The organism is Nosocomiicoccus massiliensis, assembly GCF_002871345.2.
GTDB lineage: Bacteria > Bacillota > Bacilli > Staphylococcales > Salinicoccaceae > Nosocomiicoccus > Nosocomiicoccus ampullae_A.
On sequence record NZ_CP136964.1, the window covers coordinates 1,143,400 to 1,168,334 of the forward strand.

Here is a 24,935-nt window from a genome sequence, read left to right on the forward strand (position 1 = left end):
ATAATCATAATTATTTAAATAATGAAGGAGGGAGTTCTTGTGTCGATTTCATTATTTGTGTTATCCGTACATAACAAAAAGCTACTCAACGCAGTAAAACCACTCGTTAAAGATGAGTATAGATTGATCGACTTCGTATATAGTAATAAACGTGTGTTATCAAACTATAGCGAATTAGATATTCAAATCCGAAGAATTTGTAGCGTGTTATATGAAGAGAATGCCACGCTTTCTGTCGATGATTTAATGCACATCGATTTACTGAAAGGCTTCGGAATGACACCATCTGTCCATCGCTCATTAAAAAATGCTGGTTTTGAAACTATTCAGCAATTAAAACAGCTCTCTAAAGAACAATATGACTACCACTTAAAACGTGGTGCGGGGTCCATATATAAGAAAGCTCAAGTCGCTATAAAAGAATTTGAAAGCGTTTTTTCGGAAAAATATATTGATGTGATTTCATACGTATTACTCGTCGAACACGATATTGATCAGTCCGTAGATGTCGAGCGATTAGTTCAGTCATCTAGCAAATTTTATTCGAATGCTAAAGAAAAAGTTTATGAGACTCTAGCAGCTTTAACAGATGACGAAATTATTGTAAAAGTTAAAGATAAATACTACGTCAAACGTTGGTCTTTAAAAGACGTTCTCGCCTTTGAATTTCCAAATAAAGACACGTATTTAATGCGCCTAGACGGTGTCAGTGTTCGTGAAATCGGTAAGAGTACTGGCGTGTCAAGAACGACTGTACTGACTTATGTGTCTCGTATTAATGCGAATTTTATTCCGCATTACTTAAAAGAGAACGATTATAGTAAATACATCACAACGTACAATATGCCTCGTGATACGTTTCAGTATGTGTTTCAATTAGATGATGACGTAATATCGTACTTATATAATAAATTTGAAACTAATGATTTCTCAACTGACGTCGAAGCAATCGTTAAAGACCACATATTAACAAAAGAGGAATTGTCACGCCTACTCTACTTTGAAAAGATGTTTATAAACAGTGAAGGTAACGTCGTGACACAATCGAGCACGAATCTCTTTGAAGATTTAGTATATCGATATAAAGACCAATCGTTTGCACTCGAATCATTTTACGAATTATATATGAACGAGTTAACAACAAATCCAGTGCTAAATATTAAACCAACAGATATACGTCGGTTTGAATCGATTATCGACAACTCATATTCTGTCGTAAAGAGTATTAAACATCAGTTTAGATACTATGATACGAACATCACACAAGACACGATTCAAATCATTAACGATATATTATCGACGTTAAAAGGGAGCTACGGCTTACAATTCGTCTACGATAATCATATAGAAACGCTATCGAAGATCGGTCTTATAAATGGATATGAACTCGGTAGCCTTATGAATAAAGTCGGTCTATCAAAATTTAACGACGTCATTTCCATCATTAGAATTAGTACGATTCAAGTCGGGTGCAGCCACCAAAATTTTATAGAAGATAAAGTATGTCAGTTCACCGGTCACTCGTTAAATGAACTCCTCGATCATTTACAAAATGACTACGGGTTACACAGAGATACGATGTTTACGTATATTTCTAATCAACACGTCGACTATATATTTGACGGAATCATTCGTTGCCATAATACGATTCCTAAATGTGAGTCGTTTTATAAAGAAGCGAAAAAACGTCTCACTGAACCGATTTATTTAGTCTCTGAGGTCATGGCTGATTTATCTGAAATTGCAAATAAAGAACTCATTCCGAGTAAGCAATTATTCCATAATCTTGGCTATACGACAAAAGGTAGCGCCATTATTTACAAAGACACGTTTAACAATGCACATGAAGCAATTAAAGCGTGGATTGTCTCTAAAGAAGTATTTGAAACTGATACGCGTGAAATTTTTAAAGCACAACAATGGTACTCTGAGACATACAAACTCGAAAGAGATTTAATTATCTTTAGACTTAGCCCAAATGAACTTATCCACTATACTTACTTAATAAATCTTGGAATTTCCAAACCGATGGTGGATAGTTTCATCTATGAAGTGAAACAATTTACGAAGAAACATAAATACTTTACACTACCCTTCTTAAAAAAACATGGATTTAAACACGAGTTGTTCGATTACTTAAATGATTATACGTTAGAGAGAATTTTAGCAACGAGACAAAACATATACCCTCAAAGCTTCAGTTCACCAATCATTTACACTAACGATCTTAACGTTCAGTCAAAAAGTGACGTGTTAAAAGATATCTATACAAAGAATCCAATGTCATTAAATAAAATGGTTAAATACTTAGAGAAAACATATAGCTTAACTATCTCAAAAGTCGAATTAAAATATAGACTCTCCTCAACAGGAGCGTTAGTAAATAAATAAAGATAACAAAAAAGACTGTAGACCTCTTAAGAGTTATCTACAGTCTCATTATTTCCTAAGAAATATTTTTAATGCATGGGGCATTTGTTTTCTCGATATAAGAAATTTGGTGACCTCATTGTGTTATCAAATCCGTAGTGATAGTTATGCGTGAGTGACGGTGATAACGGGGGTGCGAGCCAGCTCCATTTTCCTGTAACTGTACGTCCCGCTTCTTGTTCTAATCGTTCAAATGTTTTAAATTGTTTAGATGCTGTAATATGATCGACCATCGTTACTTTACTATCTCTAAACGAATGGTACACTGCGTAACTAATTTCAACGAGTGCACGGTCTCTCCAATATGTCGTCGTCTTTGACATGTCTAATTCTAGTGCTTTAGCGATACTTTCTAATTTGTTATATCGATAATCATCGGTAAAATTTCTAACCGCGATTTCTGTTTCCATATACCAGCCATTAAACGGTGTTGTATGGTAATAAATTCCACCTATTTCTAAATCCATACAACTAATAATCGGTACCGCGTACCATTTAAGACCTAAATCTTTTAACTTTGGATAATGATGATGTTCGATGTCTACTTCTTTAATAAGGCCTTCACGGTATTCATGATAATGAATCTCTCCATCACCTACTTTATATAAAAGAGGCAACACATTAAAGTCACCTGGTTCACTCTTCCAACCGACCTTTTCTGCTTGTTTAGTCGCTGCTCTTGACCTCGGATCTCCGACATTATCATATCCTGCGTAACGTATAAGTTGTTCATTGTAGAGCGTAACGTCATTACTATAGATTGAGACCATCGGTACAATTTTACCACCATTAGTCGCATCATTAATATGCGTTTCAATCGATTCAACAAAATCTGCTTCATTATCGATATGTCTTTCATCTCTAACGACGAGACTCTTCCAGTACAATCTACCAATACAACGGTTAGAGTTACGCCAAGCCACACGTGCTCCGTATTCTAACTCTTTAGACGTATGTGTGTAATGGTTCGTCTCATCAATCTCTTTTTTAATCTCGCTTAACCTATTCGCTGGATCACCTAATTTTAACTCGTCGTACATCATTTCAATAAACTCTGTTGCTTGTTTAAATAGCCCCATACAATCGTTCCTAACATTATCTATTCTATTAATATGTTACACGAGAATAGACTTTTATAATACATAAAACTGAAATTCATGATAAAATTGTTGCTGATTATATAAAGGTTGGGATTATTATGGCGAAACTTTATTTTCGTTACGGGACAATGCAAAGTAACAAAAGTAATCAAATTATCACGACGCATCATCAATATACGACTCAAAGTAAGAGATGCTTGGCGTATACGACACCGATTGATTCAAGAAGTGGGTATAAAAAAATAAAATCTAGAGTCGGCTTAGAACTGGAAGCAGAGTATATAACGGATGACATTTTTGAAAAAGTTAACAAAGAGAATGAGAAAGAAAAAGTATTTGCAGTTTTAATCGATGAAGCTCAATTTTTATCGAAAAAAGACATTCATAATTTAAGCGATATTCCAGACTTACTCGATATTCCTGTCATTGCTTTCGGTTTAAAAACAGATTTTAGAAATGAATTGTTTGAAGGCAGTCGTACACTACTGGAACTCGCTGATGCTATTGACGAATTAAAAACGGTTTGTCAGTTCTGCAATAAAAAAGCGACATTAAACATGAGATTACATAATAATATTCCGACAAATGTAGGTGAATCGATTCAAATCGGTGACGAAGAATACGTCCCTGTATGTCGTAAGTGCTATAAAGAGCGATTGGATTTAGTATAGAAAAGGTAAAAGAGAGATTTTGAACTAAACACCTAAAGTTGAATACTAAATTCCAACTTTAGGTGTGTTTTGGCATGCAGAATAAAATCCATAATAGATTGGTATTAAGGATGAAAATGGATTTAACTCTTGTAATTTTAGTACTATTTTCATCCCTCCTTCTATAGTTGGATTTTGTTATTATATATTGTTTTGCTCTTCCTAATCACACTATTATTTAATAATAAGGAAGCAACAATAATAACTATGATTGAAGAAAATAAGTTAGCTGAAAAATATATTTTCATTTCATAAAGAGCTCCAAATATTAAAGTTCCAATAGGCAACAAAACATTTCCTAAAGTATTTAACAGAGAAAAAACTCTTCCTTTGAATTGGTTATCGATACTCTTTTGCATATAACTCATCATTGGTATGGATACAAATTGAAATGTAAAAGCCATAGTCAATCCTATCAGCGATAGATATACCAAGCTATAAATATTGTTCATATTAACGTATACAGGTAATGTAAAGGTAGTCATTACTATAGCTAGTACTAAAAATGCCATTTTCATTGCTTTTAACGGATTGTTTAGTTTCAACCTCGAAAGAACTAATGTAGCTAATAAGGATCCTAAGCCCATTATGGAACTAGCTATTCCGACATAATATGGATTGAATGATAATTCTTTAATCATTATTGTATCTGGTAAAACACTGAAACTTGCTGCACCAACACTATTAATAATCATTGCTAAAAGAATAATCCGCCATAAGACATCATTTTTTTCAATATATTTAAAGGCTTCTTTATTCTTTCTCACCACATATTTTATAATGTTTTCTTTGTCTTCATGTTCTTTTATCGGATTAGTCTCATATTCATCAAACACTAAAAAGAAATTTAAAAGTAAAGAAATAAATTGTAAAATTAAAAATATTAATATCATAGTTTCTAAGGTAACAAAGCCATAGATAACTCCTGCTATTAATGGTCCTAATAAAAACACTGTTGTTCTTATCGTTCCAACCTGCCCTAAAATATTTTGAATTTTATCTTCGTTAAATAATTGAGTGAGTGAAGCATCAAAAGCATTAGAAACAACCGGCACGATGAACGATCTAATCGCTGTAATAAAAAATAGAAAATAAATATTAAAACCATAAATATAAATATATGTTAGAAGCAAAATAAGACTTAAACAAGAAAGCCCTTCCAAAAATATTATTATAGATTTCCTGTTATACTTATCTATAAAAGTACCCATTATCGGGAGTGAGATGATTGTTCCAACACTCATTATTACAGTATTAATTGAAAATAATAAGGGAGACTTTGTAACGTCTAATATATAATAACTTATCGCAAAATTATATATGAGACCACCTGTCGTTAGAACTAAGACACTTGCAAAATAAATGAATATATTTCTCATAATATAACACCTCTTACAAATACTAGCTGGTTCCATTACTTATTAATATAAGTTTATGTATGTATAGTAATACTCTTGTTTATATTTCACCTATGATTGGATTTATACCTCATTCATATATGCGTATTAACTTAATCATACAACAATTTGACAAAATTTTATATATGCAAATTTGCATAAAAGAAGTGGAGATATTGTTAAATGAATTTATAAAAAAAACGACGTACAGAACTTGGCATATCGAGGAAAAATCTCCTAATCAAGTATTGGAAGAAATAAAAAAATTACCTGATTCTTCCTTATTCCTTTAACTTATTATAGAAGATCATCTCATAATAAATAACCCTGAAGTTAGGCTTTGATCCAACTTCAGGGTGCTTTTTATATAAAATTTAAATCCATACTATAATCATAAATTTGTTTTGTCATATAGTTCGATTATACGCGAACTTCTATTACTTTATCCATTCCAAAGTTGTGCAAGTCCTTCTAACGATAGTACCCCTGCTACTGCAGTAACGATAACTGCTATCACTCCAAATATTAACCATGCTGTTGGATGTTGGTAATCTCCAACGATACTTTTCTTTCTCGATGCGAGTAGTATCGCAGCGAGTGTGACTGGTAGAATGAGTCCGTTGAATGCACCTGCAAGTATGAGTAGTGTTACAGGTCTACCGATGAATACGAAAACAATCGTCGATGCTAAAATGAAAGCTATGATGATGAGGTTGTTGTGCTTATCAAACACTTTTCCAAATCCGCGTAAGAAACTCGCACTCGTATATGCCGCACCGATGACTGAAGATAGTGCTGCAGCGAGTAATACGACACCGAATACTTTTACTCCGATGTCTCCAAGCGCAAATTGGAATACTGACGCTGGTGGGTTATCTGGATCTAGCACTGCACCTTGAGCAAGTACACCAAGTACTGCTAAGAATAGTAACGTACGCATGACACCTGTTGTAATAATCCCATAGTTTGCTGCTTTAGATACGAAATGTAAATTCTCTTTACCTGTCACACCCGCTTCAATTAAACGGTGTGCTCCGGCAAACGTGATATATCCTCCAACTGTCCCACCTACAATAGTAACAATTGGAAGTAACATTGATAGTGGATCTTCAGGCACAATCGTTCTAAATGCTGCTTCACCGATATCTGGTTTTGATTCAATCGCAACGTATAACACGATTAAAATCATTAGTATACCGAGCCCTTGCGTGACGATGTCCATTACGGCTCTTCCATTTTTAATGAGGAAAATGATAATCGCAAATATTCCTGTAATTGCTGCACCAATTCGCACATCCCAACCAAATATCGCATTGAAACCGAGCCCTGCGCCTGCAACGTTACCGATGTTAAACGCAAATCCTCCGATCACGATTAAAATTGCGATAAATGATCCTAAACCAGGAAATACCTCATTCGCAACATCTTGTCCACGTTTCCCGCTAACTGATAACACACGCCATACATTTGATTGTGCGCCGATATCAATGATAATTGATATTAAAATCGCAAATCCAAAACTCGCTAAAAACTGTTCAGTAAATACTGTCGTCTGTGTTAAAAATGCTGGACCAATTGATGACGTAGCCATCAAGAATACTGCGCCAAATAGTAGCCTACGTTGTGACGCTGTTAATTTTTGTTTTTCACCTTGCATAAGTTCACTCCTTCATCTTGATTACATCGTTTGTATTTCAATTCCTTTTGCTTCAAGTGCAGATTTAATTTCTCTTAAAAATTGTAGTGCTTTTTCACCATCACCGTGTACACAAATACTATCTGCTTTAATGTCTATGTCTGTGCCGTCTATTGCTTCTACTTTACCTTCAGTAAGCATTCTAATCCCGCGTTCAACTGCTAGTTTACTATCTGTAATCATCGCACCCTCTTTACGTCTAGAGACAAGTGTACCGTCGTTTTCATACGCACGATCTAAAAACACTTCATGTACCACTTGTAAACCTATTTCTTCTCCAGCTTTTACGAGGTTGTTTTCCGATAGCCCCATTAACTTTAAATTTGGATTAAAGTCTTTGACTGCTTGTGCGATTACGCGGGCGAGGTTTTTATCTGTAAACGTTGCGTTATATAATGCACCGTGTGGTTTGACGTGATTCATTTCAACTCCGACTGTTCTCGCAATACCGTCTAGCGCAGAAAGTTGATACAATACCATACTATAAATTTCTTCATCTGTACAGTCCATATACCTACGTCCGAATCCTTCTTTGTCTGGGAATCCTGGATGAGCTCCGAGCCCTGCGCCTGATTCTTTAATGAGTTTAACTGTTTCTAACATTACTTTAGGGTCGCTCGCGTGAAAACCACATGCGACGTTTGCTGACGAAATAAGAGGAATAATTTTGTCATCATTTCCGATTGTATAGTTCCCGAAACTTTCGCCTAAGTCTGCATTTAAATCAATTGTTAGTGTCATCGTTATCACTCCGTATCGATAATATTTTCTTCGTAAATAAATTTGATATCATAATCATTCGCAATTACTTTGTGATGTGACAGTAAGAAAAATTGAAAGTCTAAGTTCGTTTTAATCGGCTCAATGACTGTTTCTCCGATGACAAGTTTGAGTTTTGTAAGTGCAGAGTCACGGTCATCATCTTTTACGATGAGTTTTGCGACCATCGAGTCGTAATACGGAGGTATCGTATACCCCGTGTATAAATGTGAGTCAATTCGCACATTACGCCCAAGCCCGAAGTGCAGCTCTTCGATTTTACCAGGAGACGGTCTAAATTGGTGCATCGGATCTTCAGCGTTAATACGTGCTTCAATTGCGTGACCATTTAAACTCACGTCGTCTTGAGTAAAACCTATTTCACCGTCATAAGCGACCATGATTTGTGCTTTAATAATGTCTTTACCTGTCACTTCTTCTGTAATTGTATGTTCGACTTGCACACGTGTATTCATTTCAATAAAGTAAAATTTCTTTTCTTCTTCAACATATAAGTACTCGACCGTTCCAGCACCGCGATATTTTAACTGTTTCATCGCGTCACGTGTCGTTTCTATAATGTATTTACGTTCTTCGTCAGATAAAATAGCAGCGGGTGCTTCTTCTAACAGCTTTTGGTTGTTACGCTGAATTGAACAGTCCCTCTCATATAAGTGAACCGCATCACCTTTACCATCACCAATGACTTGAACTTCGATATGTCGTGCTTTCTCGATAAACTTTTCTACGTATAGTCTGTCATCATTAAACGCATTTTTCGCTTCGTTTTTAGCGTCATAATATAGTTTGTCTACGTCTTTGTCACTATACGCAAAACGCATCCCTTTACCGCCGCCACCTGACACAGCTTTTATGACGAGTGGGTAGTTATGGACTTTCGCAATCTCTTTTACGTCGTCAGCAGAGTCGATGATCCCGTCACTTCCTGGGATTACAGGTACTCCAACACTCGCCATCGTTTCACGCGCCATCGATTTGTTACCCATTTTTTCCATCATATCTGCAGTTGGTCCAATAAAAATCAGTCCCGCTTCTTCGACGCGTCTCGCAAACTCCGCTGATTCTGATAAAAATCCATAACCTGGATGTATCGCGTCGGCTCCAGATAATTCAGCTGCAGTTAAAATCGCATCGATGTTTAAATAACTATCGATACTTTTTGGTCCACCAATTGCATATGCTTCGTTCGCAATCGCCACGTGGAGCGAGTTTTTGTCAGCTGTAGAATATACCGCAACACTCGTCATGTTCATTTCTTTTAACGTACGAATGATACGTACCGCAATCTCTCCGCGGTTTGCAATTAATACTTTTCTCATACTAATTACCCTCCGGTTCTACTCGGACGAGTACATCTCCGTACTCTACATCTTCTCCATTGTGTACGACGATTTCTCTAACAATTCCAGAGACGTCTGATTTTAAATCGTTAAACATTTTCATCGCTTCAATGTAACCAATTTGGTCACCCACTTCAATTCGGTCGCCAACCTCTATGAAGTTTTCACTGCTGTGCTCATCTTTCTTTGTATAGAATGTACCGATCTGAGGTGCTGTAATTTCTACATATTTCGAAGGGTCTGCTGGTGTGTTTGTTTCTTTACGTTCGACAGGCGTGTTCGTTACAACTTTCTGACTACTTTCTTTTGACACATTCGTATCACGTTCAAGGTGTACTTTAATATCATCACTTTCTATTTTTAAAACCGATAAATTCTCATCGTTCAATAGTTTAATCAGTTCTTTTACTGTATTGATATCCATCACGCTTTACCTCCAATTAATGTATGAATACGCTGTGAAACTGGGCGTCTTACGTTATTAAACTCTTTTGTCGTTCCGATAAACTCTTTATTATGAATCGCGCGTAACTGTTCTTTATACAGCTCAGTCGCTTCTTCTATCGTGATGAGTTTAAATTGTATTTTATCTCCAGGTTTCTTTTGTGCGATTTTTTGAATGTCGACTTTCGCAACGGTCGCAATTTTTGTATAACCGCCCGCTGTTTGTCGGTCTGAAAGCAATATAATTGGCTTTCCGTTTTTAGGCACCTGAATACTCCCGAACAGTATCGTTTCGCTAATAATATCGTGACTCGTCGCTTCAACAGATTCACCATCTAAACGATATCCCATTCGGTCACTTTCTTTTGATACTGTATATTCGCTATGGAAAAAGTGATCTAAGTTTTCCTCATCGAAGCGGTCATATTGTTGTCCCTTAACTACACGAATTACGTTTGACGTGTCGAGCTCTTTCGTTACTACTTTATAACCATGTCGCGCGAGCCCACCGTTTATATATAAGACGTCAAACGGTTGAAGTTCTCTACCTTGGAACCCACCAATTTTACTTCTCGAATGAGTAGAATAACTCCCAAGCTCTTCATCGATATCAAATCCACCTAAAAATGCGACATATGTACGCACACCGTGACGCGCGTATCCAAATTCAACGATATCGCCTTTTACTAAATCAATCGCTGCTCCGACTCTATATTCTTCATCGTTTATGAGTAGCGGCATATCTGCTCCAGCCGTTCCAATTGTCACGTTGCTCGTCACTTGAAACTTCGCGCCTTTTAATGTCATCTCTAAGACAGGCGTGTTTAAGTCGTTACCGATCAACTGGTTTGCTAAATAATAACTCTCATAATCCATCGCACCAGCTGGTGAAAAACCGAGTGACTCATATCCATAACGCCCTCTATCTTGTATTGTAGTATACATTCCAGGATGAATAATTTTAATTGTCATTATTACTACCTCGCTTCGTCACTTTTGCTTTATAAACACCGTTATTATATGCCTCGACAATCGTGTCATATTCTTCTTCAGAAATTGAACGGAACACAATACGGTCTCCTGCTTCATACAGTATCGGTTCACTTCGATTATTATCGTATAACGGGACTGGCGTACGACCGATAATATTCCAACCACCTGGACTATCAAACGGATACACACCCGTTTGCTCTCCACCAATCCCTACAGATCCTCCAGGGATTTTTGTGCGTGGGTTGTCTAAACGTTCTTTATATAGTTTTTCATCTAACCCACCGAGAAACGGAAATCCTGGCATAAATCCGAGCATAAAAATATGATACTCTCTACCTGCATGAAGATGTATTAAATCGTCTTCTGTAAACTCATCCGTTACAAAACGTTCGACGTCTGGCCCATAGTCTCCGCCGTAACATACTGGTATCTCGACAACTTTATAAGACAATTCAGAAATGTCAAGTAGAGCCGTATCCACTTCACCTAGCTTCTCTTTTAACTTTGTCACATCAGTTTCTAATAAGTTATAATGAATCGTAAGCGACGTATAAGACGGTACAATTTCATAAATGCCATGAAAATTCCAAGACTCAATTATCGATTTTAAAATCATCAACTTTTGATTCGTCTCAACATCCACTGTGTCACCGAGGTAAATCGTTAAAGAATCCTCGGAAAATTGCTTAATATCCATCCGACACACTCCTCACAAAAAGCGTTCTCTTTTCTAAAATGTAACGAAAATAGATAAATAATTCAACGTTTTGTATGAATAATACTATCTCAATATAAAAACCGACCTGTATCAGTTGACTTAATCACTGTTAAGAAATAAAAAAGCAAGATTCTGTTTAAACAACACGAATCTTGCTTTATATCTCTTTTCCGTTAATTATATCGTTCATTATATTTCCACTTTTCTAGCTCATATTTTTCATTTTATCACCGATGTGAACATAGTATACACTGCATTTATTTATAATGATATTTACATGAAGCAATCATAATTGATCCTTTATCAATCTTATATACAAGTCTATGTTCCTGTGTAATTCTCCTACTATACCAGCCACTTAAATTTCCTTTTAATTTTTCTGGTTTTCCGATACCTTCAAGTACTCCATCTCTCTCAATACTTTTGATGAGTTGGTTAATTTTTTTCAAAGTTTTTCTATCTTGTATTTGCCACTCTTTATAGTCTTCAAAAGCATCAGTTGAAAATGTAATGAGTAGTTTAGTCATCAATATTAACCTTAACTACTTCATCATTTTCTAATTGTGAAATTGAACGTTTTAAGTGCTCGTTATTGTATGGATTTTTTTGTAAATAAAAAGTTTCCATAATAGAATTATAATCATCTTCAGACATCAAAACAGCATTATGTTCATTTGTTGTGATTGTTATCACTTCGCTATTTTCATTTACCTGATTAATTAGTTGTCTGAAATTTTTTCTTGCATTTGAATATGTTTCTACACTCATTACTATCATCTCCTAATTGAATTGTACAATATATTGTACAACTATAAAAGCGATATATCTTTTTCAGAAGAGATGTTGATTGGGCAAAGGGCGTTAGTATTAAAAAAATTTATTTCTTAATATAAGAGAACCATTTCACCAATCGAGAAACCAGATAGAGCGTGGTATGCTAAATGATCACTTGGCACAGAAGATTCCTCCAGTTTAGCTATAACTATATCTTCATTCTTTTCGTATTGTTGTACATCTTTAAAGAACATCTTACCCTCTTTATCATTTTTATCGATGACTGTTAGAGATAATAGATCTTCATCAAAGTTATACTCTGCATCGTGCTCTTCTCCCATATAAATCACTTTCATCTTTTTATTCGTATCAAATCGAAAATTTACACTACTGTTCGGAGGTTCTTTGTATTCAGATAACTCGATTGTTGGAGAATGAGAAGTTACTGAATAAATATTGCCTTCTAACATATTTTTCGTTTGATTACATGCAACTAATAGTAACATAAGTCCCAATAAACTTATCACGTATACAAACTTCTTCATTAGTTCATCTCCTTTATATATAATATTACAAATAATTATACATTATAATATTGTTTAATAGAAACAAAAAACTGTATCCTCTATATTAAAAAGGATACAGCTTATTAATCTTATTAAAATTTACTTTGCTTGACTCACTGGTGTTAACGATATATTGTTATTTTCTAGATATTCTTCGTATGTTAACCCGCTATCGTATAATTCTTGTGCGAGTTCTTTACCAAAGTAACGTATATGCCACGGTTCATACATATACCCCGTAATATCTTCTTTACCTTTTAAATAACGAACGACAAATCCATATTTATGTGCGTTGTTTTTTACAAACTCACCTTCTGGTGTTGCTTCAAAGCTTTCTGATAAACCAAACCACGCACTTTCACTACTGACGTCCATCACAAGTCCTGTTTGGTGTTCACTTGTCCCTGGCTTTGCACTAAATCGATCGGCTTCTTCTTGTCCATGTTGATATACATAGTTATTGTAAAGCGTTTCTTGCATTGCATATGATCGATATCCAGACACTGCATAAAGTTGTAGACCTTCTTCATTTGCAGCTTCAAATAGTTCTTTTAGTGCCTCATATGCTTCACTTCTTAAATATGTCTCTTGCGTGCTCAGTAAGTCAACGAGTACTAAGTCAGACGGTTCATATGTTTCAGATAATGCATACGCTGGGTTTACGAGTTGTTCGATCGTACCTTCTGTAAACACATTTTCTTCCGTTACAAGTGGTGTCTCTTCGACAACTTCTTCTTCTACCTGCTCATTTGTTTCAGCAGGCGTTGAAGTTACTTTGTGATCGTCTTTATTAATAATGCCGTTGTTTCCAGTACATCCGACTAAAAATATCGTAAGCACTGAAAGTCCAATCATTTTTTTCATAAAAATACGCTCCATTTAAACTTTCAAATCGTTCTATAAAATACCGTCTGGCTCTTCTGGTAAAATCTGTCCACCATCGACGACGATACTTTGTCCTGTAATATAACCCGCTTCGTCAGATGCAAAGAATGCAACTGCTGCACCAATATCCTCGGGCTTTCCTAATTCATGCATCGGAATGATAGATTTTGTACCTTCTAAATATTCCTCACCTTGTGCTTTTAACCCTTCTGTTAATACGTTACCTGGTTGCACACTGTTTACTGTTACACCGTACTTTGCATACTCTAACGCTGCACTTCTCATAAATCCAAGTTGTGCTGCTTTTGACGCACCGTAATGTGCCCACCCTGGATATCCAGTGATTGGTCCTGTTACTGAAGATGTAAAGATAACACGGCCGTAATTCGCCTTTTTCATATGCTTTAACACAGCTTTACTTACAAAGACAGATGATTTTAAGTTAACGTCAAGTACTTTGTCGTAATCTGCTTCAGACATGTCTTCAATGAATTTTTGAGGGAATATCCCTGTATTTGAAGCGAGGATGTCGATTTTTCCGTGAGATTCAACAATACTATCGACAGTTTTTTCGATACCATCGAGATCTGTCACATCAAGATCGTAAAATTCTCCGTTTAATTCTTTTGCGACTTTTTCACCGTTTTCTTTGTCTAAATCTGCAATAATAACGAATGCTCCAGCTTTTTGAAGCATCGTCGAAATCCCTTTACCAATTCCGTTTGCGCCACCTGTAACAAGTGCAATTTTTTTCGTTAAATCAAACATATTATTCCTCCTATTCAATATTATGTATGTGATCTTATTCTACAATTTCTGAATGGAAGCAACGTTTCATATGTTCTAGACTCGACTCTTGTTGATCCGTAAACGTCGCAACTCCACGTTTATGGATGACTGTTTTAAAGCCATTCGCATCTGCGCCTGACGCTGTTAAAAATACACAAATATCCGTTGCAACACCACAAATGTGTACCGTATCAACGTCACGCTCACGTAACACTTCATCTAAACCAGTGTTAAAAAATGCATTATAGTTTTCTTTCATTGAATAAATAATGTGATCATTATCTTTGTTTTCATCGTACCATTCTTTAAGTGGTCCATATAACTCTTGTCCTTTTGTTCCTGTTACGTTATGCACTGGCCAAGAATCAAAGTGCGCATCATCCGGCGCATGGTCATCCATAGAAATCACTACATACTTACCGTCTTTTAAAAATTCGTCCGCTAAATCTCGTATATAAGGCGTAATGGCAGGTCCAGCTTCTCCAACGTTTAATGGCCCGTCTAAATCTACAAAGTCGTTACTCATATCAACAATCAATAAAGCTTCTTTACTCACTTATACCACCTCAATAAACATGTTTAACATTATTATACTAATCTTTCATAGAAATTCCTTTAAGTTTATTAAACTTCTTAAAATTTCATATATAATATGAAGTAAGAGGTGTTTAATTGTTATGAAGAAAATTCTTTATATGTTACTACTATCTTTCCTTATTTTATCTGCATGTACATCAAAAGAAGACACTCAAGAACATACAGAAAAAGTACCCGAACAAACTGATGACAACACTGAAACAATTGTTGAAGAGGAAACTGAACCTGAAGAAGACGAAAATGATCATGATGAGAGTGAAGAAGACACTGAAACTGAAATTGTAGAAGAAGATGAAGAAATAGCGAGAGAGTATTATATAGATCACGAAACGTATAGAGTCCTTCCAATCGAAGAAGGTACTAACACACAAGTTGCGTTACTCACGTTTGATGATGCACCCGCAGATTATGCGCTAGACATCGCATATATATTAAAAGAGTACGACGCACCTGCAATCTTTTTTGTAAACGGAATGTTTTTAAACTCGGAGCGCGGTAAAAATGTGTTAAAAGAAATTTATAATTTAGGTTTTGAAATTGGAAACCACACACAAAATCACCCAGACTTATCAAAATTATCTTATGAAGCAGTAAACGAAGAAATTATATCAACAAATAATCTCATCGAAGAAATTACCGGAGAAAAACCGAGATTCTTCCGCGCTCCTTTTGGTATTAATACAGAAGCTTCTGAACAAATTTTAAAAAATGAAGGTATGCAGTCCATGAACTGGACGTATGGATACGATGCAACTCCTGGATACCTCGACAAAGACATTCTCGAATATAAGATGGTACATTCAGAATACCTCGATCACGGAGCAAACTTACTTATGCACGACCGTCAATGGACGAGAGACGCACTCCCAAAAATACTTGAAGGCCTGAGATATAAAGGCTATGAGTTTGTAAATCCAAAAAAATTAGAAGTTAGACCGTAAAAGTGATAAAAAATCGTATGCGAACGGAGAGAGTCGCATACGATTTTTTGTTTTACTGGGGCTAATTACTGGATGACTGGATTGGAATTTTGCTGCGAAAACGATTCATGTGGGAATTACCTTCACATGAATCGATCGATTTTTTTATCTTTTATAAATATAAATGAGAACAAAACCGCAGGGAAAATTAATAACCAATAAGGTATGATTGTCCCCCTACGAAAATTCCACATAAATATTAAAAACACAATAAATACCATCCACATTACATTAATTAAAATCGTCTTTTGACTATTTGTCACATTAATGACCTCCTTTAAGAAAACGCTTGTAATATTTTTAAATTTAAAATAAAATTTATAAAAAATCAATTACTTTTAATCTAGGAGGTATTTATGAAAAAGGTAATTTTTTCGATTTTATTGTTCATCTCTATTGGTTTTTTAAATGAGTTAGAAGCACAGGCACTTACGACTACAGATGAACTAAGTCACCCATCAACTTTTGAGTTAATGATTAACGATAATGAGGTATTAGTTTTTACTAATGAGAATGATATGCAATTATATTTAGAAAGTATTAGAAACAATAACGAATTAAACACAATCGCTGCAGATAAACTAGTTTCAACACAAAAAGTTTATGGAGTTTTCGGTGGATATGCGACGAAGTATTGGTCTAAGTCTTCAGGTTACAGTATTGCTCAAGGTGAATCTTACAAATTTTCCTGATCTCTATTCCGGTATCAAACTGTCATTTACTTATAAGAATACAGTAACCACAAACATACCTGCTAATTCAGCAAGATATAGTCAGCTAGGTATATATGCAGATGTTACAATTAAAAAATATAAACGTTTTTATCCCAACATGCACGCCCCAACTTATTTTTATAGAAAAACAATTAATCATTCATATTTGAAAGTTATTTATAAATAATAGTAGAATATTTATTTGCTCATTAGATAAAAATATGTACATGAAATCTACAATTTACATGTTACGTGGATTTTCAACTTCTAAAAAGTTACGTTAAAATACCTACGCACACCAATCTACAACATCAAAACCTCTTCCCCACTCATCTGAACGGGAAAGAGGTTTTTTATCTATCAATCTTTATACAAATTTTTTATGCGTAAGAGAAACGTCTCAATCGTCTGGTCGTGTTGAGATTTTGATAACATCTTCAATATAATATTTCCTAGGAAATATTTACCGCGCATCTCTCCACTGTAGATGAGTTCAGTCTCTCTTTGTTGTTTTTTTATCAACTTATATTGTGCACTCTTTTGAAAGAAGTTGCTAATCGTATAAGAGAATCGTAGTAACTTATAGTCTGCTTCGTCCTCATAACTATCGAGCGTCACAACATACTGTATCGTTTTGCCGTGTTCTTCGTGCGTCACTTTGTACGTGCTACCGACCTTGTCAGGAGTCTTACGAATCACTTCGATCCGCTTCAACTCAGGCTTCACTTTATTGAAGTGTTCAACATTAAATAGATGAAACACCTCATCAATCGGCGCGGATATGGTGACCGTTTTATGCCACTTCATCGTTAGTTTTCTACGTATTTCACGAGTAATTTATACGTGTTTAGTAACGCGTCGACGTGCGTACGTTCCATGCCGTGACTGTTTGCAACACCTGGTCCAATTAACGCGGCCTTAATATTTGCGCCACCACTCAGTGCTGCACTCGCATCACTGCCGTACATTGGGTAAATATCTACAGCGTAGTCGAGTTCCTCTTCTTTTGCGTATTCTATTAAACTCGAAACCATTTCGTAATCATACGGACCTGATGAGTCTTTTGCACAAATACTGACGTCGTATTCGGTACATTCGAGGTCTTCTCCAATACAGCCCATATCTACCGCAAGTAACTCTGTAATTTCTTCAGGTAAATACGACGCGCCGTGACCGACTTCTTCGTACGCTGTGAATATAAACTGTAAGTTTGTTTTCGGTTTAACGTCTTCTGCTTTAATTGCTTTAATGAGACTTACTAATAACGCTACAGATGCTTTATCATCTAAAAATCTCGACTTAACAAAACCAGATGATGTCACTACAGTTTTCGGATCATACGCGACGATATCACCGTTTTGAATACCAAGTTTACGTTCAACATCTTCTTTTGACGCGACACGTTCGTCCATCTTTACGACTAAGTTATCGATTTCTCTGTCTTTTTTCGATGCGTCTTTAAATACGTGAATCGATGGTGACGTCGATAGTATCGTACCCGTATATACATGACCGCTTCTCGTAATAATGTCACAGTATTCTCCGTCTAATGTTGGTGTCAGAGGACCTCCAAGTTTTGTTAAATTTAACGTACCGTCACTATTAATAGAGCGTACCATCAAACCAAGTGTGTCCACGTGTCCAGATAATGCACGCGTCACTGACGTATCTTCTCCCTCGATATACGCAATTAAATTCCCTTTATGTGTCGTCGAAGTTTTTACACCGAGTTTTTCTATTTCAGTTCTTAAGAAATCTATCGCTTGTTTCGTATATCCTGTTGGACTATTGATATTAAGTAAGTCTTCTAAAAACTGTAAAGTATCTGTTTGATTAAACATAATGTAACCCCCGTTATTTTGAATTTTCGTCAATTTATTTTTACACAATTTCATTATATCAAATAATAAAAATGGTATAATTAGTAATGATAACGATTTATTTTTGTCTTTTTCGTGTAACAATTGACATGATACAGTAACATTCTATATTATAAAATTATTATATTGAATCATATTATAGAGAGGCACAGATACTCATGCCGGATAAATTTCATTTTTCAGTAAAACCGAAACGCTATTTAACAGGACTCGATGGCCTACGTGCAATCGCTGTTATTGCGATTATTATATATCATTTAAATCCACTATGGCTTCCTGGTGGATTTTTAGGTGTAGATACGTTCTTTGTAATTTCAGGATATTTAATTACAAGTTTACTCATTCATGAGTACCAATCAAAAGGATCTATCGATTTAATCGCCTTTTGGATTCGCCGTATTAAACGACTAATCCCGGCTGTGTTCTTTTTAATCGGGGTCGTCATCCTTTATACGTTAATATTTGAACCTCAAATGATTAAAACAATTAAACATGATTCACTCGCTGCTCTATTTTACGTGTCGAACTGGTGGTACATATTTGAAGATGTGAGTTACTTCGAAGCAAGTGAACCAAAACCTTTAATGCACTTATGGAGTTTAGCAATTGAGGAACAATTTTATATTATTTGGCCTGTGATTTTCGTCTTATTACTTAAATTCGGGCGTTCAAATAAAACGATGCCGATAGCCGTTTTACTAATGACTTTTGTGTCTCTCTTTTTAATGACTTTATTCATGGTGCCAGATATGGACAACTCACGCGTGTATTTCGGAACAGATACACGTGCACATACGATTTTACTCGGTGTATTACTTGCATTCATTTGGCCACCATTTAACTTAAAAACAGAAACACCTAAAAGATATCAGCAAGTCATTGATACTATTGGTATTACGTCACTCATCATACTGATTTTATTTATGATTTTTACAAAAGATTACTCAAACTGGTTATATGCAGGCGGACTATTCTTTGTTACTCTATTAACACTTCCAGCAATTGCTGCGAGTGTACATCCGGTGTCAAAGCTCGGCCACGCGTTATCAAATCCGGTGATGCTTTGGATCGGGACACGCTCATATAGTCTTTACTTATGGCATTACCCGATTATCGTATTTATGAACATGCATTACGTAGCAGGACAAATCCCACTTCACATTATCCTACTACAAGTGATACTGACTTGTATTGCTGCTGAGCTTTCATTTAGATTTGTTGAAACACCGATTCGTAAACAAGGGTTTAACTTCTTTAAGCCCGCATATAACACGAGTCGCGCACTCATTGTGAAATCCACAGTAAGTGTCATTTTAGTCGCAGGTTTACTCGTCACATTGCTAGGAGTTTTTGATCACCTCCATAAAGATGTGAACAAACAATCATCATTCAACACTGAAGATGGTACGATGCAGTTTTCTAGTACACCAAAAAGCGTTGCATGGAACATAAAGAAAAATCATAAGCAATTTACCGATGAAAAAGCGAGAATCGCTCAAGAAGAAGCTGACAAAGAAGAACAAGCCGAACTTGAAAAAGAAAAACAAGACTTTGCGAGTGAATATTTATCACATGCATCGCCACTATTTATCGGAGACTCAATCATGGTAAATATCGGTAGTAACATACAATACCGTATACCAAACGCCGTCATCAACGGTGAAGTCGGACGTCAAATGTACCAAGCAATTGAAATTTCAAGAACGAAATACCCACACTTTAATAGCGAAAACGAAAACATCGTACTCGAACTTGGAACAAACGGAGACTTTTCATTAGAACAACTTGAAGACTTCATTCAAACATTTAACCGTGCAAACATTTACCTCGTGACAATACGTGTCCCAAGAGACTGGGAAGGCAATGTTAACAAAAAAATACACACTGCAGGAGAAGAATTTGAAAACGTCACAGTCATCGACTGGTACAAAGCATCAGAAGGACATGTCGAATACTTTGAACCAGACGGTATTCACTTAAACGCAGACGGTGTAGAAGCAATGGTCGACCTAATCATTGATCATATCTTAGAACAAGAGCAGAACAAAAAATAACAGGTACATCACAATGACCTACTCCCTTAAAGTTGAAAACGACAATCAACTTTAAGGGTATTTTTTACGAAGTGTAGAAAGTATAGTTTGAATTTAAAGTAAATATAATCAGCAAGTATTTAAATCAAGTATTCTGGTACATATTAAGTAAAAAGTATTTTATAAGTTAAAATAATTGCAATTCACAATTATTTTTTTATAATAAAATTACTATATATAAGGAGGATTTCATTATGAAGAAACTATGTATTGCTCTTATTTTATCTGTAGCTTTCCTGCTGAATGGATGTTCTTCAGAAGCTAATGAATTAACCGACAAAAAGCTCTCTGTGTTTACTGTGATTCAGATTGGTAATACGCTAGATGATTTCTCGACAAACAGTGCTTACTTAATCTTTGATTTTAATAAAAACAATAAAGTTTCTATTCAATATCTTGGTGAAAGTTATCCTGGCTCTTATAAATTAAATGGCACGAATTTATCCATAGATGTTCTGGATAAAGATAAAAATGAAGTCTCTTTATTATTTACAGATTTTAAAAAGCATCCTAAAAACGAGAAATTATATACAGGTATTTTCTCAGATTTTACTCACCTTGAAAATCATGGTCTGAATATACTACTACGAAATTATTCTGGAAATGAATATATGGGATTCTATGAAGTTGAATAATATTCATAATTAAAAGGACGTACTCTAAAACATTTTAGAATACGTCCTTTGTTTATTCTACGAAGTTCATCCAATAAAAACATTACTATCAAGACGCTCTAACGAACTTAAGACACTAAGAGCTGCAAGTGCACTTGTCTTTGGATTTTCTTTTAACGGATGATTTTTAACTTCAATTGTCGCTTCTCCGAATTCTCCCGTTACTTTTACGTGGTGTACATTTTCTGTCGCATTCGGATCCGCGATGAGTCGAACTTTTGTTTTTTCTATCCCTAATCCTGCGAGAGATAAAATAATCGATACGTTCATGTTTTTAGGAAATTTGTCGATGGCTTCTTTTGCATCACCTTCGAATACGACTGTTGGTTCTGATAGTTCATCGTCTACAAGTGATGATGCTGGTTTTGTCGTCGTAAGTGTGACACTACTTAAATGATTTAGAGTGTTTACGTTTTGTATTAAATCTAGACCACCAACTGCGCCTGATGGTAAATAGAGTTTATGTTTACTCGCACTTACGCTCTCTAATAACGAAGTGTCACTAAACGCACCGATACTGATTACCATCATATCTTTTACGTTTAAGACATCTTTTAAATACGTTTTAACTACTTCAACATTCGCGGCTTCTACTACAATATCAATGTTTGAGTTTAAAAATTCGTTCAGATCCGTATACAAATCTACATTATACGCCTCTTCTAAATGCTGATACTTAGATTTATCTCGTACTAAAATATTCGTAATACGTAAGTCACTACGTTCTTTCGTATGTTTTAATAAAAACTGTCCAATCGCACCTGCACCAATTAAGCCAATATTCATCGTATCTCTCCTAATTAGATTGTTATTTATTCATTATACGATGATATCGTCTCTATTTATAATTTCGCAGCATTTTTCCCTGCTGTTTTTCCGAATACTGATCCTGACATGAGTCCTGATCCACCTGGATAGTTATGATAGAATAATTCACCGACCATCTCACCAGCTGCATATAGCCCTGTGATTGGTGTGTCATTTTCATTTAATACTTCTGCTTTGTCGTTTACTTTAATACCACCGAACGTAAACGTAATTCCACAAGTGACAGGATATGCATAAAACGGCGCTTCGTTAAATTTTAATGCCCAGTTTGATTTTTTAGGGTCAATGCCAGATGTTGATTTACCATCTTTAACACTCGGATTGTAGTCACCATCAACAACCGCGTTGTTATATTCTTCAATTGTTTTTAAAAATTGTTTTGTATCGACATTCATTTTTTCAGCAAGTTCTTCTAAAGTATTTGCTTCGATTTTAGTCGCTTCGTCTATTTCGTATTCTACACGTAGGAGTGGTTTTACTTGGCTATCGTAAATTTGAAACGCTTTATGATTTGTTTGTTTTAACGTCTCTTTTCCGTATTTTGCGTACGTATAGTTTCTAAAATCCGCACCCTCATCTACAAATCGATTACCTTCAGCGTTTACAATTAAACCGAGTGGATATGAGGATTTTTTGTATATATCGCCAGGCTTTTCGAAATCACCGAATTTTGGTGCATTGTAATCTGTCGTATGTGCGTGACATCCATCATACTGTCCAGCTTTTACAGCCCCGACTTCTAACGCCATAGAAATACCGTCACCTGTATTATGTTTTGTGCCTCGAACGACTGCTTCAGACCATTCTTCACCTAGATTTTCTGTACGCTTTTTAGCGTCTGCTTCGAATCCACCACATGCTAAGATGACTGCATCTGCAGCAATTTGTACGTTCTCACCGTCTTTATTCACGTGTACACCAGTAATTTTATTATTACTTGCTTCAAGTTTAACTGCAGGTGAGCTATACCATATTTCTACACCGTTCTCTTCAGCTTTTTTAAATAATGCTTCTACTAAACCAATCCCTTTACGATATGTTTTTGTAGGTAATCCTCCCCAAAACGTTTTTACACCGTCTTTTTCAAAATACTGGTTTTCATTTGCTATGAATTCTACGCCTTGTTTTTTCATCCAAAGAATTGTGTCATATGAATTTTCTACGAAATGTCTTGCGAGTTCAGGTTTCGATTTACCTTGCGTGACTTTCATCATGTCATTATAGAAGTCTTCACTATCGTATTTCGGAAGTACGATTTCATCATCTTCTGAAATATCCGACACGATTTCTCTATAGCTATCTAAATCCTTATATGCAAAGCGTATCGCGCCGTCTGTGAAAAACGAGTTTCCGCCTCTATTATTTTTTGGTCCCTTTTCTAGCATCAATACTTTTTTACCTTCTTCACTTGCAGCAACTGCTGCTGATAACGCAGCATTACCAGTACCTACAACGACAATGTCAAATTTATATTCCATATTTTTATTACTCCTTTTAAAAGTTCTCTTATATAAATTTTATGAAATCGTTTGACATAAGTAAAATATATATATTAAATATAAACTAATAGAATTTATTTATATCAAGAGGTTAAAAATGGATACGAAAGATTGGGTATTATTAATTACTCTATATGAAGAAATGAATTTAACACGCACCGCTAAACGATTGTACACGACACAACCATCATTAACTTACAGAATTAAACAAATCGAATCATCTCTTGGAATACAAATTTTACATCGAGGAAATAAAGGAATCTCTTTTACTGCTGAAGGTATTTATTTAGTTGAACATTCAAAGAGAATGTTAAAAGAAGAAAGAAAGCTACTGGATCATTTAAAAAATATGAAAGATGAACTTCAAGGGACCATTCGCATCGGGTCTTCGAGTAACTATGCGCATTATGAATTACCAGATTTACTGGAAAACTTTATAAAAAAATATCCGAATATTGAAGTTGAACTCGTAACCGGATGGAGTAGTGAAATATTAGAAAAGCTCCAAAACGAAACAATCCACGTCGCATTTTTAAGAGGAGATTTTAAGTGGAACAGTAAAAAGCACATACTTGAAAAGGATAATCTACATATTATCTCAACAAAGCAGTTAGATGTAGATTCCTTACCAGGAGAGAACTATATACAATACCTAACAGATCTCAGTTTAAAAAATACAATCGATAAGTGGTGGAGAGATAATTATAATTCTCCAGTCTATACAACAATGGAAGTTGACCGAATAGAAACGAGTATAGAGATGGTAAAACGTGGACTCGGTTATACAATCGTTCCAGCTATTAACATTCAAAATGAAAACAACCTCTATACGATGCCAATTAAAGTTAATGGTGAAAACATTTATAGAAATACATGGCTAGCTTATAAAGAAGAGAGCTTAAACTTAAAAGTTGTCGATGAATTCGTGAGATTAATTTTAAACGCCTAATCATTTAATAGTATAGACAATATGATAAAGATAAAATTAAAAGGCATGTCGCCTGAACAATTCAGGAAACATGCCTTACAATCTGCTTAATTCCAAAAGC

Annotated in this window: 25 protein-coding genes; 7 read left to right on the plus strand and 18 right to left on the minus strand. The window is 35.3% G+C overall.

Annotation, left to right across the window (positions count from 1 at the left end):
• Positions 1 to 39 precede the first annotated feature (39 nt).
• Positions 40 to 2,391: a hypothetical protein gene (locus CJ229_RS05985; protein WP_102167032.1), complete on the plus strand. Its 2,352-nt coding sequence runs from the start codon at positions 40 to 42 to the stop codon at positions 2,389 to 2,391.
• Between the two features lie 68 nt (positions 2,392 to 2,459).
• Here the strand turns inward: CJ229_RS05985 and CJ229_RS05990 are convergent, their stop codons facing one another.
• Positions 2,460 to 3,509 (minus strand): nitric oxide synthase oxygenase, encoded by a 1,050-nt coding sequence (locus CJ229_RS05990; RefSeq protein ID WP_102167033.1) that lies wholly within the window; start codon positions 3,507 to 3,509, stop codon positions 2,460 to 2,462.
• A gap of 119 nt (positions 3,510 to 3,628) precedes the next feature.
• On the opposite strand from CJ229_RS05990, the gene CJ229_RS05995 reads away from it, so the two are divergent.
• Positions 3,629 to 4,201 (plus strand): thymidine kinase, encoded by a 573-nt coding sequence (locus CJ229_RS05995; protein ID WP_102167034.1) that lies wholly within the window; start codon positions 3,629 to 3,631, stop codon positions 4,199 to 4,201.
• 161 nt (positions 4,202 to 4,362) lie between these two features.
• Here the strand turns inward: CJ229_RS05995 and CJ229_RS06000 are convergent, their stop codons facing one another.
• The 13 genes from CJ229_RS06000 to CJ229_RS06060 form a co-directional block, all read right to left on the minus strand.
• Entirely contained in the window at positions 4,363 to 5,655 is a 1,293-nt protein-coding gene (locus CJ229_RS06000; protein ID WP_327084871.1) for an MFS transporter, read from the minus strand.
• Positions 5,656 to 6,079: 424 nt separating this feature from the next.
• Positions 6,080 to 7,294 carry an NRAMP family divalent metal transporter gene (locus tag CJ229_RS06005; protein ID WP_102167035.1) on the minus strand — a complete coding sequence of 405 codons (1,215 nt, stop codon included), beginning with the start codon at positions 7,292 to 7,294 and terminating at the stop codon, positions 6,080 to 6,082.
• Between the two features lie 21 nt (positions 7,295 to 7,315).
• Positions 7,316 to 8,074 carry a LamB/YcsF family protein gene (locus tag CJ229_RS06010; RefSeq protein WP_102167036.1) on the minus strand — a complete coding sequence of 253 codons (759 nt, stop codon included), beginning with the start codon at positions 8,072 to 8,074 and terminating at the stop codon, positions 7,316 to 7,318.
• Positions 8,075 to 8,079: 5 nt separating this feature from the next.
• Entirely contained in the window at positions 8,080 to 9,432 is a 1,353-nt protein-coding gene (locus CJ229_RS06015; protein WP_102167037.1) for an acetyl-CoA carboxylase biotin carboxylase subunit, read from the minus strand.
• Position 9,433: 1 nt separating this feature from the next.
• A complete protein-coding gene (locus tag CJ229_RS06020; protein WP_102167038.1) occupies positions 9,434 to 9,877 on the minus strand; it encodes an acetyl-CoA carboxylase biotin carboxyl carrier protein in 444 nt (147 codons plus the stop codon).
• The gene (locus tag CJ229_RS06025; protein WP_257993669.1) at positions 9,877 to 10,869 is read right to left on the minus strand and encodes a 5-oxoprolinase subunit C family protein; all 993 of its coding nucleotides are present in this window, start codon (positions 10,867 to 10,869) and stop codon (positions 9,877 to 9,879) included. Before CJ229_RS06025 ends, CJ229_RS06020 begins: the two co-directional genes overlap by 1 nt.
• Complete coding sequence (gene pxpB, locus CJ229_RS06030; protein ID WP_070457201.1) at positions 10,859 to 11,587, minus strand: 5-oxoprolinase subunit PxpB; 729 nt, start codon at positions 11,585 to 11,587, stop codon at positions 10,859 to 10,861. The genes CJ229_RS06025 and pxpB overlap by 11 nt, the downstream gene beginning before the upstream one ends.
• Before the next feature lie 278 nt (positions 11,588 to 11,865).
• Complete coding sequence (locus tag CJ229_RS06035) at positions 11,866 to 12,135, minus strand: Txe/YoeB family addiction module toxin (protein WP_068129005.1); 270 nt, start codon at positions 12,133 to 12,135, stop codon at positions 11,866 to 11,868.
• Positions 12,128 to 12,376, minus strand: coding sequence for a type II toxin-antitoxin system Phd/YefM family antitoxin (locus CJ229_RS06040; RefSeq protein ID WP_102167040.1), 249 nt, complete (start codon positions 12,374 to 12,376; stop codon positions 12,128 to 12,130). The genes CJ229_RS06035 and CJ229_RS06040 overlap by 8 nt, the downstream gene beginning before the upstream one ends.
• A 116-nt stretch (positions 12,377 to 12,492) precedes the next feature.
• Positions 12,493 to 12,927 (minus strand): hypothetical protein, encoded by a 435-nt coding sequence (locus CJ229_RS06045; RefSeq protein ID WP_102167041.1) that lies wholly within the window; start codon positions 12,925 to 12,927, stop codon positions 12,493 to 12,495.
• 120 nt (positions 12,928 to 13,047) lie between these two features.
• Positions 13,048 to 13,812, minus strand: a complete 765-nt coding sequence (locus CJ229_RS06050; protein ID WP_180953378.1) for a M15 family metallopeptidase — start codon at positions 13,810 to 13,812, stop codon at positions 13,048 to 13,050.
• A gap of 33 nt (positions 13,813 to 13,845) precedes the next feature.
• Positions 13,846 to 14,601 carry an SDR family NAD(P)-dependent oxidoreductase gene (locus tag CJ229_RS06055; protein ID WP_102167043.1) on the minus strand — a complete coding sequence of 252 codons (756 nt, stop codon included), beginning with the start codon at positions 14,599 to 14,601 and terminating at the stop codon, positions 13,846 to 13,848.
• Between the two features lie 34 nt (positions 14,602 to 14,635).
• Complete coding sequence (locus CJ229_RS06060) at positions 14,636 to 15,178, minus strand: cysteine hydrolase family protein (protein WP_102167044.1); 543 nt, start codon at positions 15,176 to 15,178, stop codon at positions 14,636 to 14,638.
• Positions 15,179 to 15,299: 121 nt separating this feature from the next.
• Between CJ229_RS06060 and CJ229_RS06065 the strand changes: the two genes are divergently transcribed.
• A complete protein-coding gene (locus CJ229_RS06065) occupies positions 15,300 to 16,160 on the plus strand; it encodes a polysaccharide deacetylase family protein (RefSeq protein WP_102167045.1) in 861 nt (286 codons plus the stop codon).
• A 395-nt stretch (positions 16,161 to 16,555) separates the two neighbouring features.
• On the plus strand, positions 16,556 to 16,891 hold the full coding sequence (locus CJ229_RS06070) for a hypothetical protein (protein WP_102167046.1): 336 nt from the start codon (positions 16,556 to 16,558) through the stop codon (positions 16,889 to 16,891).
• A gap of 381 nt (positions 16,892 to 17,272) precedes the next feature.
• Here the strand turns inward: CJ229_RS06070 and CJ229_RS06075 are convergent, their stop codons facing one another.
• A complete protein-coding gene (locus CJ229_RS06075; RefSeq protein WP_102167047.1) occupies positions 17,273 to 17,719 on the minus strand; it encodes an SRPBCC family protein in 447 nt (148 codons plus the stop codon).
• Between the two features lie 2 nt (positions 17,720 to 17,721).
• Complete coding sequence (locus CJ229_RS06080; RefSeq protein ID WP_102167048.1) at positions 17,722 to 18,753, minus strand: M42 family metallopeptidase; 1,032 nt, start codon at positions 18,751 to 18,753, stop codon at positions 17,722 to 17,724.
• A 197-nt stretch (positions 18,754 to 18,950) separates the two neighbouring features.
• Between CJ229_RS06080 and CJ229_RS06085 the strand changes: the two genes are divergently transcribed.
• Positions 18,951 to 20,846, plus strand: a complete 1,896-nt coding sequence (locus CJ229_RS06085) for an acyltransferase family protein (RefSeq protein WP_102167049.1) — start codon at positions 18,951 to 18,953, stop codon at positions 20,844 to 20,846.
• Between the two features lie 233 nt (positions 20,847 to 21,079).
• Entirely contained in the window at positions 21,080 to 21,520 is a 441-nt protein-coding gene (locus CJ229_RS06090; protein ID WP_102167050.1) for a hypothetical protein, read from the plus strand.
• A 66-nt stretch (positions 21,521 to 21,586) separates the two neighbouring features.
• Here CJ229_RS06090 and nadX read toward each other — a convergent pair whose 3' ends face one another.
• Both nadX and tcuA read right to left on the minus strand, forming a co-directional pair.
• Positions 21,587 to 22,345 carry an aspartate dehydrogenase gene (gene nadX, locus CJ229_RS06095; protein ID WP_102167051.1) on the minus strand — a complete coding sequence of 253 codons (759 nt, stop codon included), beginning with the start codon at positions 22,343 to 22,345 and terminating at the stop codon, positions 21,587 to 21,589.
• Positions 22,346 to 22,401: 56 nt separating this feature from the next.
• On the minus strand, positions 22,402 to 23,865 hold the full coding sequence (gene tcuA / locus CJ229_RS06100; protein ID WP_102167052.1) for an FAD-dependent tricarballylate dehydrogenase TcuA: 1,464 nt from the start codon (positions 23,863 to 23,865) through the stop codon (positions 22,402 to 22,404).
• Positions 23,866 to 23,983: 118 nt separating this feature from the next.
• On the opposite strand from tcuA, the gene CJ229_RS06105 reads away from it, so the two are divergent.
• A complete protein-coding gene (locus CJ229_RS06105; RefSeq protein ID WP_102167053.1) occupies positions 23,984 to 24,835 on the plus strand; it encodes a LysR family transcriptional regulator in 852 nt (283 codons plus the stop codon).
• Positions 24,836 to 24,935 lie beyond the last annotated feature (100 nt).